This window comes from Butyricicoccus sp. AM78-15b2TA (assembly GCF_027665985.1).
Lineage (GTDB): Bacteria > Bacillota > Clostridia > Oscillospirales > Butyricicoccaceae > Agathobaculum > Agathobaculum butyriciproducens.
The window spans coordinates 1-12,608 of sequence record NZ_JAQEHY010000031.1 but is presented as its reverse complement, the minus strand read 5'-3'; the positions used below and the strand labels follow the sequence as shown (position 1 = coordinate 12,608).

15 protein-coding genes and 3 pseudogenes are annotated in these 12,608 nt (G+C 52.7%); 16 read left to right on the top strand and 2 right to left on the bottom strand.

All coding sequences use genetic code 11. From position 1 onward, the window contains the following. Nucleotides 1-87 precede the first annotated feature (87 nt). The 13 genes and pseudogenes from PGS25_RS15805 to PGS25_RS14945 all read left to right on the top strand — a co-directional run bounded on the left by PGS25_RS15805 (nucleotide 88) and on the right by PGS25_RS14945 (nucleotide 8,836). Nucleotides 88-602: pseudogene (locus PGS25_RS15805) on the top strand (transposase). A gap of 82 nt (nucleotides 603-684) precedes the next feature. Further along, complete coding sequence (locus PGS25_RS15005) at nucleotides 685-876, top strand: hypothetical protein (protein WP_118480798.1); 192 nt, start codon at nucleotides 685-687, stop codon at nucleotides 874-876. A gap of 54 nt (nucleotides 877-930) precedes the next feature. Continuing rightward, on the top strand, nucleotides 931-1,362 hold the full coding sequence (locus tag PGS25_RS15000) for a hypothetical protein (RefSeq protein ID WP_270419342.1): 432 nt from the start codon (nucleotides 931-933) through the stop codon (nucleotides 1,360-1,362). Between the two features lie 299 nt (nucleotides 1,363-1,661). Further along, on the top strand, nucleotides 1,662-2,351 hold the full coding sequence (locus tag PGS25_RS14995; RefSeq protein WP_270419341.1) for an antirestriction protein ArdA: 690 nt from the start codon (nucleotides 1,662-1,664) through the stop codon (nucleotides 2,349-2,351). Further along, on the top strand, nucleotides 2,348-2,860 hold the full coding sequence (locus PGS25_RS14990) for a DUF6329 domain-containing protein (RefSeq protein WP_270419340.1): 513 nt from the start codon (nucleotides 2,348-2,350) through the stop codon (nucleotides 2,858-2,860). The genes PGS25_RS14995 and PGS25_RS14990 overlap by 4 nt, the downstream gene beginning before the upstream one ends. A gap of 349 nt (nucleotides 2,861-3,209) precedes the next feature. Beyond that, nucleotides 3,210-3,947 (top strand): hypothetical protein, encoded by a 738-nt coding sequence (locus PGS25_RS14985; RefSeq protein WP_270419338.1) that lies wholly within the window; start codon nucleotides 3,210-3,212, stop codon nucleotides 3,945-3,947. 90 nt (nucleotides 3,948-4,037) lie between these two features. Beyond that, the gene (locus PGS25_RS14980; protein WP_118361954.1) at nucleotides 4,038-4,739 is read left to right on the top strand and encodes a response regulator transcription factor; all 702 of its coding nucleotides are present in this window, start codon (nucleotides 4,038-4,040) and stop codon (nucleotides 4,737-4,739) included. Beyond that, nucleotides 4,736-5,956 carry a sensor histidine kinase gene (locus tag PGS25_RS14975; RefSeq protein ID WP_270419336.1) on the top strand — a complete coding sequence of 407 codons (1,221 nt, stop codon included), beginning with the start codon at nucleotides 4,736-4,738 and terminating at the stop codon, nucleotides 5,954-5,956. The genes PGS25_RS14980 and PGS25_RS14975 overlap by 4 nt, the downstream gene beginning before the upstream one ends. Before the next feature lie 132 nt (nucleotides 5,957-6,088). Further along, on the top strand, nucleotides 6,089-6,655 hold the full coding sequence (locus PGS25_RS14970; RefSeq protein WP_270385928.1) for a hypothetical protein: 567 nt from the start codon (nucleotides 6,089-6,091) through the stop codon (nucleotides 6,653-6,655). A gap of 85 nt (nucleotides 6,656-6,740) precedes the next feature. Then, nucleotides 6,741-7,265 carry a YcxB family protein gene (locus PGS25_RS14965; RefSeq protein WP_158575205.1) on the top strand — a complete coding sequence of 175 codons (525 nt, stop codon included), beginning with the start codon at nucleotides 6,741-6,743 and terminating at the stop codon, nucleotides 7,263-7,265. Between the two features lie 4 nt (nucleotides 7,266-7,269). Further along, complete coding sequence (locus tag PGS25_RS14960) at nucleotides 7,270-7,623, top strand: TMEM164 family acyltransferase (protein WP_270419344.1); 354 nt, start codon at nucleotides 7,270-7,272, stop codon at nucleotides 7,621-7,623. Nucleotides 7,624-7,663: 40 nt separating this feature from the next. Continuing rightward, nucleotides 7,664-8,065, top strand: a complete 402-nt coding sequence (locus PGS25_RS14955) for a hypothetical protein (protein ID WP_270419334.1) — start codon at nucleotides 7,664-7,666, stop codon at nucleotides 8,063-8,065. A 168-nt stretch (nucleotides 8,066-8,233) separates the two neighbouring features. Beyond that, entirely contained in the window at nucleotides 8,234-8,836 is a 603-nt protein-coding gene (locus tag PGS25_RS14945; protein ID WP_270419332.1) for a hypothetical protein, read from the top strand. 690 nt (nucleotides 8,837-9,526) lie between these two features. Here PGS25_RS14945 and PGS25_RS14940 read toward each other — a convergent pair. Then, the gene (locus PGS25_RS14940) at nucleotides 9,527-10,315 is read right to left on the bottom strand and encodes a CPBP family intramembrane glutamic endopeptidase (protein WP_270419330.1); all 789 of its coding nucleotides are present in this window, start codon (nucleotides 10,313-10,315) and stop codon (nucleotides 9,527-9,529) included. A gap of 420 nt (nucleotides 10,316-10,735) precedes the next feature. Beyond that, the gene (locus PGS25_RS14935) at nucleotides 10,736-11,431 is read right to left on the bottom strand and encodes a Crp/Fnr family transcriptional regulator (RefSeq protein ID WP_270419328.1); all 696 of its coding nucleotides are present in this window, start codon (nucleotides 11,429-11,431) and stop codon (nucleotides 10,736-10,738) included. Nucleotides 11,432-11,516: 85 nt separating this feature from the next. Here PGS25_RS14935 and PGS25_RS14930 point away from each other — a divergent pair, with 85 nt between their 5' ends. The 3 genes and pseudogenes from PGS25_RS14930 to PGS25_RS14920 all read left to right on the top strand — a co-directional run. Further along, nucleotides 11,517-11,750 (top strand): ATP-binding protein, encoded by a 234-nt coding sequence (locus tag PGS25_RS14930; protein ID WP_270419327.1) that lies wholly within the window; start codon nucleotides 11,517-11,519, stop codon nucleotides 11,748-11,750. Between the two features lie 78 nt (nucleotides 11,751-11,828). Further along, nucleotides 11,829-11,939, top strand: a pseudogene (locus PGS25_RS14925) (rubredoxin); the annotation flags it as partial. 49 nt (nucleotides 11,940-11,988) lie between these two features. Continuing rightward, nucleotides 11,989-12,608, top strand: a pseudogene (locus tag PGS25_RS14920) (hydroxylamine reductase); the annotation flags it as partial.

Sequence of the window (12,608 nt, the reverse complement as noted above, 5' to 3'; positions counted from 1 at the left end):
ATCTGCAAAAGAATCTTTGAAAGTGGCAGAGTTCTGACTTCTGCCTATACACGCCCCAAAATCAAAGACGGCAACCATCCTTGGTATATGTATGTTTACGATGAATACTTTGACGATGTGATTTGTCCGGAATACAAGGCGCTGCATTATTCTACCACGAACCGCGATGGCTACCGCGAATATAAAAGCCGCTCTTATCTGTGTGCAGACTGCCCAACAAAAGCGATGTGTACACAAAATGCCAAGTGCGAAAAAACCGTTACAAGGCATATCTGCAGCACTTTGTGGAGATGGCTGAGGATGTACGACACACACCTTTGTACAGGGATATCTACAAGCTAAGACAACAAAAAATTGAGCGTGTGTTTGCCGATGCAAAAGAAAAGCACGGTATGCGCTATACGCAGTACAGAGGCTTGGCTCAGGTTACCAACTGGGTGAAGCTTAAATTTGCTGCCATGAATTTGAAAAAACTGGCCACTTGGAAATGGAAACGGAAAAATCCTTCTCCAGGGAAGAGGCGGAGAAGGATTTTTCCGGCCGATTATTTTTCTTGGCTGCTATTTTTTCCTTTTCAAACGAAAAAGCCTGCCTTGGCGTGATTGCTAAGACAGACTTTTTCTACAGGCTGAGGCCGGAGAAGACCTCTCCGGCCTTATTTTTTACAACAGGAGGATCGTTTACATGGACACCCAAAACACAAGCCGTCAGCTCCGCTACCTTGAAGAAGTCCGTATTTCTCTGCATCGTGCTGGTTTTGGAACCCTGCCGGTGGAGGGGGAGCAGTTGCCCGTCCTTTGGAACGGCACACCCCTCTGCCGCATTACCGGCAAGGGCAGCGTGTTCTATCGGCGAGAGGATGTAGACACGCCCTAGGCAGAGGATGCCCTATATCGCGTCGAGGACATCGCCGCGAAGACGCTGGAGTATATGACTGCTATGGAAGCCGCCCCGCAGCTCAAAGCCAGCGGACTGGATGGAGACTACCGCATCCTCGCTGACTTTGGCGGCACGGTGCTGGCGGGTACTCCAAGCAAATACGGCGTTCAATTCGTCACATGGGATTGGGACTATGACCGCACGGGCGTGGTACACGGGCACTACTTCATGGAGAACTACGATGCTGCCAAGCAGGACTTCGCCACACGCTCTGGGCTTATCCCAAAGGAACAGCTTTTCACCACAGAGCAGATGATCGAGATTTATCGCTGCTGTGCCGACTCCATGGACAGCGATTTTTTTGAACTCACTGAAGCGCAGGAAGATTTGATTTGTAGCATCCAGCAACAGATTGAGATATGCGTGCCAGATCTGGACGAGCGCGTCCGGAGACAAGAGAAAGCGCTGGAACACTCCTCGTAGGAGCAGACAATGTAATACGACATGGCAGTGGCTGGAGTTTTAGTAATAAGACTCCGGCCACTTTTTATATTGGAGGAAATGAAATGCCACAGATCAACCGAAAAAGCTCATTGGGCCATTGGTATGCCCCAGTCTTTGCTCCAGATTATCCCCGCGATCCGCCGGAGATTCACGCTTGCACACTTTTTGAGCGATGCACCGGCTGCCCCTATCCAGGGCATGGCTTCATCTGTTGGCAGAGTGAAGATACCTGCCTGCGGACCAGAATGAACAAAATCACGGATCGGAGGAAAACAAAAATGATGATTCAAGTGGTTCTCAGTAATCCCAGCCACCCGGAATACGGCGTGGTGACCCTCCTGTTCTCCATCCCCCGCGACCAGTACGCGCACTGCATGGAGCTGCTGGCGGCGTTGGAGATTGGCGACGCGCTCAAGACGGACTGCAAGGTGGAGAAGATCGACAGCTTCTACGCTGTCCTCAAGCGCGCAGAGATGCTCACGGTCAATGTGGAGGAGCTGAATTACCTCGCCAAGCGGCTGGAGGATAGCCAGCTCCCCAATGAGATGGATGTCCTTCTCGATATGGAGTACGAAACTTTCTCCGACCTCAATGAACTGGCAGAGGCAACGGATGGGTTATCAAAAGCAGATGTGGGAAAGTTGGGCGCTGTGGTCATGCTGGCAGAGCCAAAGTCCGCGGCACAGATCAAAAACCTTGCAGAACACCTCGACCTCTTTGACTTCGCCCCCGGTGCGCATACGCCGCAGGAGTACGGCAAGTATATGATCCGGCAGTCCGGTCGCTTTGACTATGACGAAAACCTGGATGATTTTTATGACTATGAAAAGTGCGGCACGGAGCGCATAAACGCGGAGGACGGGATGTTCACCGACCGGGGTTACATCGCCTATAAGGGTTGTTACAGTATGGAGGAAGTGATGAACAGTGGTCAGAGCAGCCGCATGGAGATGGGAGGGATGATGTGATCATTCAAGCAGAACTGAAGTGTAAGCAGACAGGATGCGAGGCAGAATCCTGTGCCGTGGATAAGGTCATCGAGCTGCCAAGCCCGCGGTTCAGGCAGTTCAGCCGCGCACTGCTGGCTGACTATGATTTCATCGCAGAGAACCAAAACGCTGTCCAGCGTGATGAGGACGCCAGGCACTGCCTGCTCATCTTCGACGCGGAGGGAACGGACGGTTTCCTTATTGACCCGCAGGGGCACAACTACGCTCGGTACAGTGCCTTTATTCCCAACGTCCGCAGCTTGCTGACGCCGGATATGGCAATCGACCGCAGCTATCTTTCGCCGGCAGAGCCTTGGCGGGATGAAAATCGGGATGAAATGCTCCGCATGACGCTGCGTGTCGAGGGAAAGCCCGATTACACCCTCGTCCTCCCCGCTGACGAGGAATATCTCGATGCTGTGAGGGCTTACCTTGATATTGATGTTTTCGCGGATGCCATGCTCTGTGATATTCACTTTAAGGTATAATAAAAACAGCTATAACTGGGAGTTCAAGCTGGTGCGAGGAGGGGTTCAATATGACCCCACCAGAACCTCCCACTCTATCGGAGGATTAAGACAGAGAAAGAACAAGCATGGAGCAGAAACTCATGTTTTTGTGCTTGCGGGGGCGGGCAAATTCAGCACCATAATGGATTGAAACGAACACCCATCGGTCGGCTACCGGGTGAGTGTTCATTGTATAACACAGGCGCTGTGACGAATTTGTGACACTTTCCCCGCACTTTCGCGGGAGAATTTCAATGCAGCTTCTGGTATGATACAGACAAGGTTGATACACAACCACAAATACTTCAAAAAAGGAGCGTAACATACCATGAAAAAGAAAACGATTTGGAGATTTGCACTGGCACTGGCGTTGGTGGTATCGACTGTCGGCACGGCAACTTCCGCCTTTGCCGCCACATCCGTACCAATGGAGCCTGTTACTAAAATTGCTACCGAGAACGAGGACGCCATCTGGGAGCAGATTGAGGCGGTGGAAGAGAAGAGCGACGCCATCTTCCAGAGAAACGCAGCGCTATGGGAAAAGCTGGACGAAATCTGCAACGCCCTGCCTGACGACTATGACTTCACAGACTTTGACGAGGCGGCGTTTATCCGCAGCACCAATGCCCTGACCGAAGCGGAGAAGGAAACGCTTCTGGCAGACATCAAGGAGCTGAACGAGCTGGACGCCCAAATGGAGGCGCTGTATGAGAAGCTGCCCGACTGCGACAATATGCCGCTCTACGAGAAGGCACTGGAAAAAGCCGACCCCAAGGTACTGGATGAGATCGACACCCTGGAGCAGGAGTATGACCGCGTCTGCGAAAAGCACGCCGACCTGTGGGACAAGGTAGATGAAGTGTACTTCAATCTGCCGGACGACTACGACTTCGACAACTACGATGAAGCCGCTTTCATCCGCAGTTTGACCTTCCTGACCGACACGGAAAAGGACGCGCTGATCGCCGACTACAACCGTCTTGCGGAGATCGACAGCCGGCTGTGCGAGCTGTACGATTCCATCTGGGGCAACACCGGCTGCGAAAGCGGCATCTGCCCCTTTTGACAGAAAGACGATATTCTGATAGTATAAAATCAACATCATGCCGATGCTGCGCCTACGCGCAGCATTTGGCGCTGCTTTCAAGGAGGACGTATGGGACATTCCATCTATTTGGCGGACGATGAAAAGAGCATCCGGGAGCTGCTCCATAGCTTCCTCGCAAGCGACGGATATACCGTGCGCTCCTTTGAAAGCGGCGATGCGCTGCTGGAGGCGTTTCGTCAGGAGCCTGCGGAGCTTGTAATACTGGACATTATGATGCCCGGCACGGACGGACTTACCGTGTGCCGGGAGCTACGCTCGGTTTCCGATATCCCCATTATCCTGCTTACGGCTAAGGACAGCGAGCTGGATTACGTCATGGGCATCAGTCAGGGCAGCGACGATTACCTCACCAAGCCCTTCCGCCCCACCATACTGCTCATGAAGGTGAGAGCCCTGCTGCGCCGGGTGGAGATGGACAGGGGGAAAACAGCGGCGGCAGTAGATGAATTGCGCTATGGGGATCTCCGCTATTCCGCTACGGAAAATGCTGTCTTTTGCGGAAGCACGATCGTGGCACTGACCCAGACCGAGCTGCGGCTGCTCAGCTATATGATGAAGCAGCCGGAAAAGGCCTATTCCCGCGAGGAGCTGCTCAGCGCGGTGTGGGGCTTTGATTCGGAGGTGGAGACCCGTGTGACCGACGAAACCCTGCGCCGTATCCGAAAAAAGCTGACGCAATCGGGCAGCACCGTCAGCGTGAGCACCATATGGGGCTTTGGCTATAAGCTGAAGGGGGCAGAGCGCACATGAAAAACATCAAGCTGCGGATCGTGTACCTGATCCTTTGCTCGGCTCTGCTGCTCTTTGCACTGTTCATGCTGGCGGTGAACCTCATCATACCTGCACACTTTGTGCGTGAGGCAAAAAAGGCGCTCATCAGCGAGGCACAGTACCAGAACCGCCCCATCCCCTATACCGACGATGGATCCTTTTTTGACGATGAATGGAATGACACGGAGGAGCACTTCCTTACGCCAAGCATCGTATTTTTAGAGCTGGATAATGCCAATCAATCAAGCGGTTGGAACAGGGACGCATATCGTCTGGAGAAAAAACTGCTGGAATACTGTAAGGGGCGGGATCTATCGCTGGGCCAATGCTATACTTTCAAAACGGACAAGCATCACCTGATATTCATGTCCGTGCAGGAGGAGCAGGACGATTGGGAAAAGCCGTACGCCTATATCATGTACATAGACATCGGGCCCATCACTCGCTATATCGTGACGCTGAACTGGGCGTTCTTTGCGGTGCTGCTGGCGATCTCCTCCGTCATGTGCCTGCTGGGGTTCCGGTTTGGCAGGGATATTGAGAAGGAGGCGGAGCGGCAGCAGACCTTCTTCCAGAATGCCTCCCACGAGCTGAAAACGCCGCTGATGGCGATACAGGGCTATGCGGAGGGCATACAGGCGGGCGTGATGGACACAGGCAGCGCGGCGGAGGTGATCCTGGAGGAGAGCGACCGCATGACGGAGCTGGTGGAGGAGCTCCTGGACATCTCGAAAATCGATATGGGGCGGCAGCAGCTTGCCCTTTCCGAGATGGATATTCGGGAGCTGCTCTACGACAGCATACGCGCCGTGGAATCGGCAGCCGCTGCCAGCGGCATTACCATCGCGCCGGACTTCTCTGAAGAACCCATCATGGTCAAATGCGATGACACGCAGATGCGCAGGGCGGTCACGAATATCCTGACCAACGGATTGCGATATGCCCGCAGCGAGCTGCGCCTGACCTGCCGCGCAGACAGGCGGCAGGTGACGATACGCATACAGGACGACGGGGACGGCATCGCCGAAGCGGACCTGCCGCACATCTTCGACCGCTTCTATATGGGGCGGAGCGGAAAATCCGGCATCGGCCTTGCGCTGACCCGGGAGATCATCCACCTGCACAAGGGAACCATCCGCGCCCGCAACGGGGACACCGGTGCCGTTTTCGAGATCTCCATTCCGGTGAGCAGATAAGAAGATCACCGCGCCGCCTTTGAGCGTCCCTCTTGTAAAAAGGACGGGCATGAAAAGAATCTTTGCTGGTGCCGGGCGGAGAGTTTCCCGTGATTTCCTCTTGTGCCCACATTGTCAGAATGGAGTACATCTATGGACTGCAAAGCAAAAAAATATCTGCATATTTATGACTGGAACTACTGGTGGGGCTATTACCGCTGCTGTAAGGACTGGGAACCTTTCCATGCGGCGGAGTTTTCTCTTTCCGAGGACGAGGCAGGAAAGGCGCCCTTTTTCCACTTTGATTTCCATAACCTCCCTGCCCTTCACCAGACCATTCTGGATGGTGAGTTTGTGGAGCCGGATAATCCGGATCATCCGCACTTTCTGGAGCAGGCAAGGCGGCTCAGAAGCGGTGAACAGGACTGGTTCGTCGGGGCGCTGTACTATCCGCTTTTTTCACCGGAGATGCATTTCTGCAACGCCTCCGTCCGGAGCGGCGTCCCGCTGACACAGCTGCTTTCCCCGTCTGTACCGCCCTATTACGGGGTGATCTTTCTCCGGGAGGAGCGCCCCCTCACTCCGGAGGTGCTGACGCATTGGGCGGAGACTCTGTCCCAGCCCCTGTTCGGCCAGTCGTTTTCCTGCACGCTTGCACAAGTTCCCAGCCGGCAGGAGGCGATGGAGCAGTTTGAGAATGAGATGCGGCTGATGCGATGAACGAGCGCCCGCCGCGATGTCCGGCGGCAGCTGCAAGGCCCCCAACGCCCTGCGGTTGCAGAATTACTTACAACGGAGAAGATGTATGACATTTGAAATTCACAGCGACATCACAAATCGATCTATGACCATAGCCGCCCGCGCGATGCGCAGGGTGCTGCGGCGAAAGAGAAGCATTGTTTGGACCATCTTCGGCTGGAGCGTCTTTGTATTCAACGCATTGCTGCTGATCCCATTCGATGGAGAGCCTTTTGCGCTTGATGTCAGGACGGTGACTTCCCTGCTGACAGAGGTGATGCTGCTGTCCGTTCTGCTGTTTCAGGACCGATTCAATGGCATGATCGCCCGCAAAAACGCGCTGGCGGGCACAAAGGAATATCATGTCGCATTCGGTGAGGATTCCTATACCGTCGTTACGGCGGTCACCACCTCCACGTTCCACTATGAGCTGATCGACGCACTGGCTGAGTCGCAGGACTACATCATCCTACTGATGAAGAAACGCTATGCGCAGCCTCTGGACAAGCGTACTCTTACCGGCGGGACGGTGGAGGAATTCAAACGATTCCTTGAGGAGAAGACCGGAAAGACGTTCCGGCGTGTGAAATGAACGAATTTTCGGCTACTATGTGACCCACGCAATCCTTGTTGTCTGCGGCCTGAGTCTGGCGACGCTGGGCTTTTACCGCCCCGACCCCAAGAATATCCCGCGGATCCTCAAGACCTTTGGTTTGCTTGCCGTAGGCGCGCACCTTATCAATCTCCTTTTACGCCTCACGCTCTGCCCAGAGGCGAACTACTTCTTCACCTACGGCGCGGAGATCGGTGTGCTCAAGCTGTTTTGGCGTATCATCCCGGCGCCGCTGCTTTACGGGCTGCCGGCACTGCTGATTCTTGCAGGCTATATGTACGCAGTTTGTGCATTGTCCCGCCTGACGCAAAGGGCGGAAGAAGTGCCTTTTTCATAGATTGGATAAGTTCCGCAGCAAAAAACAGGAGGATAAGACATTGCTGGATAGAAATGTAAGAGGAATCGGAATCGCTCTGTGCTTATTGACTCTCTTTATCTTCCTGTCCGGGTGCGGTTCATTGAAGGATGACAATCTTCTGACCGTCAATGCAGTGATCACGGAAGTTGGTACAGGAAAGCAAACCATAACGGTAAAAGACGATGCCGATGAAAACACTTTAGGTGAAGAATGTCTGATAGACTGTTCGTCTACTCCTATGGTCTATTGCGACTTTGCCACGCAGAAGGTTACAAGGATTTCTTTTGAGGAATTGCAGGTCAATGATAAGGTTATTGTGAGTATCAGAAGCTCGGAAATGGAGAGCTTCCGAAGCGGCGGCGGGGAAAATACAATCAAGGTCGAACAATTGCAGTTGTATACGCAAAGAGCTGCTGGATGAGCCTCTGCTGTCCACTACTGTATTTGGGCTTCGAGATCGAACCGGAGAGCATGAAGTGGGTCATCCAGCACACCAACGCTAACATAGTCGAAACGGACTTCTTCGAGACCTGCAGCACCTCTTATGCCAATAGCATGGTACTGTGGATAATCTTGTGAGGATACGCATATGAACAATCAAAATAAACAGCTGTATATCGTAATCAGCCAGACCGGAACACTTCTGTCCCGGATCCTTAAACAAATCACCGGCGCAGAATATAACCACGCCTCCATCAGCCTGTCCAGAGATTTAGAGAGGATGTACTCTTTTGGCCGCAGGCATCCCTATAATCCGTTTTGGGGCGGCTTCGTGATAGAGTCTCCCCGTACCGGTACCTTCAAGCGTTTTTCCGAAACCAAGGTGTTGGTTCTGAGTGTGAGTGTCACAGAAGAACAACACGCAGAGCTCAAAGAAATGCTCGATGTGATGTGGAAGCGGAGGAGGAAGTACAGTTACAACTATATTGGCTTATGTCTGGCATACTTCCATGTTGTCTGGAAGCAGGAGGACTGCTATTATTGCTCAGAGTTTGTCGGAGAGCTTCTCATAAAAAGTCGGGTTGACGGCATGGAACAGCTGCGTTCCTCTATCATACAGCCGATACAGTTCCTTAGAGTGCCGCACACACTGCTCTACTGCGGAAAACTTCGCGAATATGTGAGCAACACCTGTTCCGAGGGCATATGTGAAGATGCAACGAACCGCACAGTGCATAGGCGACTGCCATAACAGCAGATAAGGGAGCGCGTGGTCGAGTATCTGCAAAGGTGTGGTTTTGATCCGCCGACGTGGCTTCTGCTTTTTGCCGTCATAATGGATATTCGTCCTGGATATGTTGACCACAGGGGGTGTGTTCCTCATACACAAGCCCTGTGGTCATTGAATATCTTTGTAGGCTTGGGGACGGTCGTTTCAACCGTGTGTACCCGCTTCCTTGGCCGGCGACCATGGAACTGGACCAGATTCCTGTGGAAATACCTGGACAGATAAGATGGGATGCCGTGGCTTTGGCGTTGCTTACTGTGCCCCGGTTCCTGTTTTCATGCTGATTCTATTACGAAGATAAAAAAACAGCGGCACAGAGCAACTCTCTGTGCCGCTGTTAGTTTGTCAAAAAAGTCGGTATTGAACCAATTTTATCATATCGCGCGGCAGCGCGCATTAAATAGAATTTGCTTTGCAAATTCATAAAAACCGGGAGCGTGTATCCGCGCAGCGCGGCCGAGAAGCCGCGCAAGGATAGCGCCGGTTTTTATACCTTAAGAGGGAAAAAGTTTCCGTATGGGAACTTTTGGACGACTTTGGAACGGCCTACGGTCCGTTCCTGCTTGTCGGCGAAACTGTAGTTTCGCGACAGCCTGACAGCGGCACAGAGAGTTGCTCTGTGCCGCTGTATGCTTTATACATTATATAAAAACCTTACATGCTATCTGCTCTTTTGCCCTGTCTGAGTGAACGGCAGATGACATACTCTGCCGGAGCAATCATAATCAGAATAAAAATGCTGATCAGTTCATTCACTTCGGATGGCGCAAAGCCCTGCAGCATAGTAATGAGGTTGTTTGCGAAATGCACGAGAATGGGAAACAGCAGGTTCTTTTTCTTCTCGTAAAGGATTCCTGCGGCAATACCCATGAAGGTGGCATAGGCAGCCTGCACGATATTCAGGTGATAAACGCCGAAGAGTACAGATGATATTAGAATCGCGGCCCAAACGGGGATGAATTTCTGCATGGAGCGAAGTACAATGCCGCGGAATAGAATTTCTTCTACAACAGGTGCAGCAATCACCGCAATCATAAATGTTCCAAATGCATTTCCGCCGGCAATGTTTTCAGCACCAGCGTTTATTGCCTCAACGCTTTTCTGCAGCGAGGGAAGCTGTTCTGCCAGCATGATCCAAAGACCGGAGATCCCGCAAATGCCAAATCCCACGACCAGACTGCCGAGCACATCGTTAAAATTTGTCGCTGTGCGCGGTTCGCTTATATCTTTCCTCCAAAGCAGTTTATAGAGCGTAAAGAATACGAGGATAAGAACAGCGTAGATCAAAATCTCGCCCCAATATGAGTGTTTCATAAATTGCTGCGGGGAGATATGAAAAATATCCAAAACGAGCCTTTCCACAAGAAAATATAATAGATTGGATAGCAAAAAATGCAGTGCGATTGCAAGAATGGGAATAGCGAGATATCTTTTTTTCATCATACGGTCAATTTTTTCTCCTGTCTGTATTTTTGAGGGGACTGCAGCAGTATAACAGATTTAACTTAAAGTCTTCGTTAAGGGGCGAAGCCGCAATCTTTCGGAAGCGGCATCGCAAAAGGACACTGTTCATCTTCCCTGTCGAACCTTTTGACCTTCCTCTAAAAGATGTTTTTCTCATAGTTGGTGACATGCTGAATTTGGCATTAGGTTCCTTGCGTTCTGCAAAGCTTTTAGAGTTCAAACAGAAAATACCCACAGCCAAAGCGGCTGTGGGCATTTTCAAATCAGATTGTACGAGCTGACGCTGTCCTGCCAATCTCTACAGACCGTAGCTGCTTCTTACGCCTGCAAAAGCCCAACGTCCTGCCCGGTGTATCCGCACTTGCCGATACGCCCAAAGGGGGCTTGAAGGGGAGATTCTTAACGCGCAGAAGGAGGAAGGACGTCCGTCTCTGGCGCCTGAAGAAGAAAGTGGCTTTTATGAAAGTCAAGCAGGCCCTCATCCCGCATTTTTCCAAGCTCCAGCGACAATCCACTGCGCTCCACGCCGAGATAATCCGCAAGCTGCTGGCGGGAGAATGGAATGTCGAATTCATAGCCACCCCGGCGCTGCGCCTCGGCGGAAAAATAGGACATCAGCTTTGCTCGCGTCGTGCGCTGACCCATGTGGGTGAGTTTTTCGTTGAGCCGCAGGTTCTTCTCTGCCAGTTCGCCCAGCAGGTTGCGGATGATTCGGCTATGGTGGGAGCAGGCGGAGGGGCACATGCTCAAAACGCGTCTTATATGCAGAAACATCACCGTCACCGCGTTCTCCGCCTCCACGCTCACATTCAGCACTGCCCCCGGCGCGCAGGCGAACACCTCCGCGAAGGTCTGCCCCGGCCCGGCCTTGGAGAGGATGTTGCGGTTTCCCCAGATATCCTCCTGCACGATGAGGGCGCTGCCCGCCAGCACAAGACCCACCTCCTTCCCCGCCTCCCCGGCGCGGAGCAGGCGGGAGCCTTTGGGGAAGGGGTCGATCCTCGCCCCAAGGCAGGAGAGCATGGCGGCAAGCTCCTCGTCAGAAATGCCGGAGAAAAGCGCCGCGGTGTGGAGCACCGGAAAAAATTCTTTCATAAAAAGTCCTCTTTCGTTGAAAATTCAACCGACTTGTTGATTTAATTCTATTATAATCAAACCACAAAAGCAAGGGGGTCTTGCGATGAAACGGAGAATCATTGAAATTGATCAAGATAAATGCAACGGCTGCGGCGCCTGCGCCGCAGCCTGTCACGAGGGCGCCATCGCCATGGTGGACGGCAAGGCGCGGCTCATGCGGGACGATTACTGCGACGGGCTGGAACTGGCGGCGAAAAAGGCGCTCCAGCAGAGCGGAAAATTCATTCCGTGGCAGGTGGTCACCGTCACGGTGGACGGCCGGCTGGTGGAAGAATAACAAAATCATTAGAAAAAGGAAGGAAGAAGCACAATGAAGTATATATGCAGTCTTTGCGGTTGATAATATGACGAGAGCGCAGGTTATCCAGAGGGCGGCATCGCCCCCGGAACGCCCTGGAGCGAGGTGCCGGAGAATTTTGAGTGCCACCTGTGCAATGTGGGCAAGGAGTTCTTCGAGGAGGCGTGAGCTTCTGATAAAAGGACATAATTTGAACCGAAATAGGAGGAAAACGATAATGGATCATAAAATGTTTTGCTTTCAGTGCGAGCAGACAGCGGGTTGTACCGGCTGTACCGGTAAGGCTGGTGTCTGCGGCAAGACCGCCGATGTAGCGGAACTTCAGGACGAGCTGACGGGCGCGCTCATTGGGCTGGCAAGAGCCATGGACGGCGATACACCGGTCAATGCCGATACATGGCGGCTGATGATCGAGGGACTGTTCACCACCGTCACTAATGTGAACTTCAACGAAAAGACCATTCGCGAGTTGATCGAACAGGTGCACGCGGAAAGGGAACGACTGGCACCAAACTGCTCTGGCTGCGGCTCTCGCTGTGGGCAGAATGATGATTATGATATGAATTTGCTCTGGAACGCGCAGGAGGATATTCGCAGCCTCAAATCTCTCATCCTTTTCGGTGTGCGTGGTATGTCGGCGTATGCCCATCACGCCATGGTACTGGGCTATACCGACGAGGAAGTGAACCGCTTTTTCGCCAAGGCACTCTTTGCTGTGGGCGAGGACTGGGGCATGGATGCGCTGCTGCCCATCGTCATGGAGGTGGGCGAGAAAAACCTCAAGTGTATGGCGCTGCTGGATAAGGCCAACACCGAAAGCTACGGTACGCCCGCGCC

Bases quoted from the DNA above. Each gene is read 5' to 3' on its own strand.
- PGS25_RS14930 (WP_270419327.1), top strand. From the start codon at position 11,517: ATGAAACGGAGAATCATTGAAATTGATCAAGATAAATGCAACGGCTGC.
- PGS25_RS14995 (WP_270419341.1), top strand. From the start codon at position 1,662: ATGATGATTCAAGTGGTTCTCAGTAATCCCAGCCACCCGGAATACGGC.
- PGS25_RS14935 (WP_270419328.1), bottom strand. From the start codon at position 11,431: ATGAAAGAATTTTTTCCGGTGCTCCACACCGCGGCGCTTTTCTCCGGC.
- PGS25_RS14975 (WP_270419336.1), top strand. From the start codon at position 4,736: ATGAAAAACATCAAGCTGCGGATCGTGTACCTGATCCTTTGCTCGGCT.
- PGS25_RS14945 (WP_270419332.1), top strand. From the start codon at position 8,234: ATGAACAATCAAAATAAACAGCTGTATATCGTAATCAGCCAGACCGGA.
- PGS25_RS14980 (WP_118361954.1), top strand. From the start codon at position 4,038: ATGGGACATTCCATCTATTTGGCGGACGATGAAAAGAGCATCCGGGAG.
- PGS25_RS14965 (WP_158575205.1), top strand. From the start codon at position 6,741: ATGACATTTGAAATTCACAGCGACATCACAAATCGATCTATGACCATA.
- PGS25_RS15000 (WP_270419342.1), top strand. From the start codon at position 931: ATGACTGCTATGGAAGCCGCCCCGCAGCTCAAAGCCAGCGGACTGGAT.
- PGS25_RS14970 (WP_270385928.1), top strand. From the start codon at position 6,089: ATGGACTGCAAAGCAAAAAAATATCTGCATATTTATGACTGGAACTAC.
- PGS25_RS14940 (WP_270419330.1), bottom strand. From the start codon at position 10,315: ATGATGAAAAAAAGATATCTCGCTATTCCCATTCTTGCAATCGCACTG.
- PGS25_RS14985 (WP_270419338.1), top strand. From the start codon at position 3,210: ATGAAAAAGAAAACGATTTGGAGATTTGCACTGGCACTGGCGTTGGTG.
- PGS25_RS15005 (WP_118480798.1), top strand. From the start codon at position 685: ATGGACACCCAAAACACAAGCCGTCAGCTCCGCTACCTTGAAGAAGTC.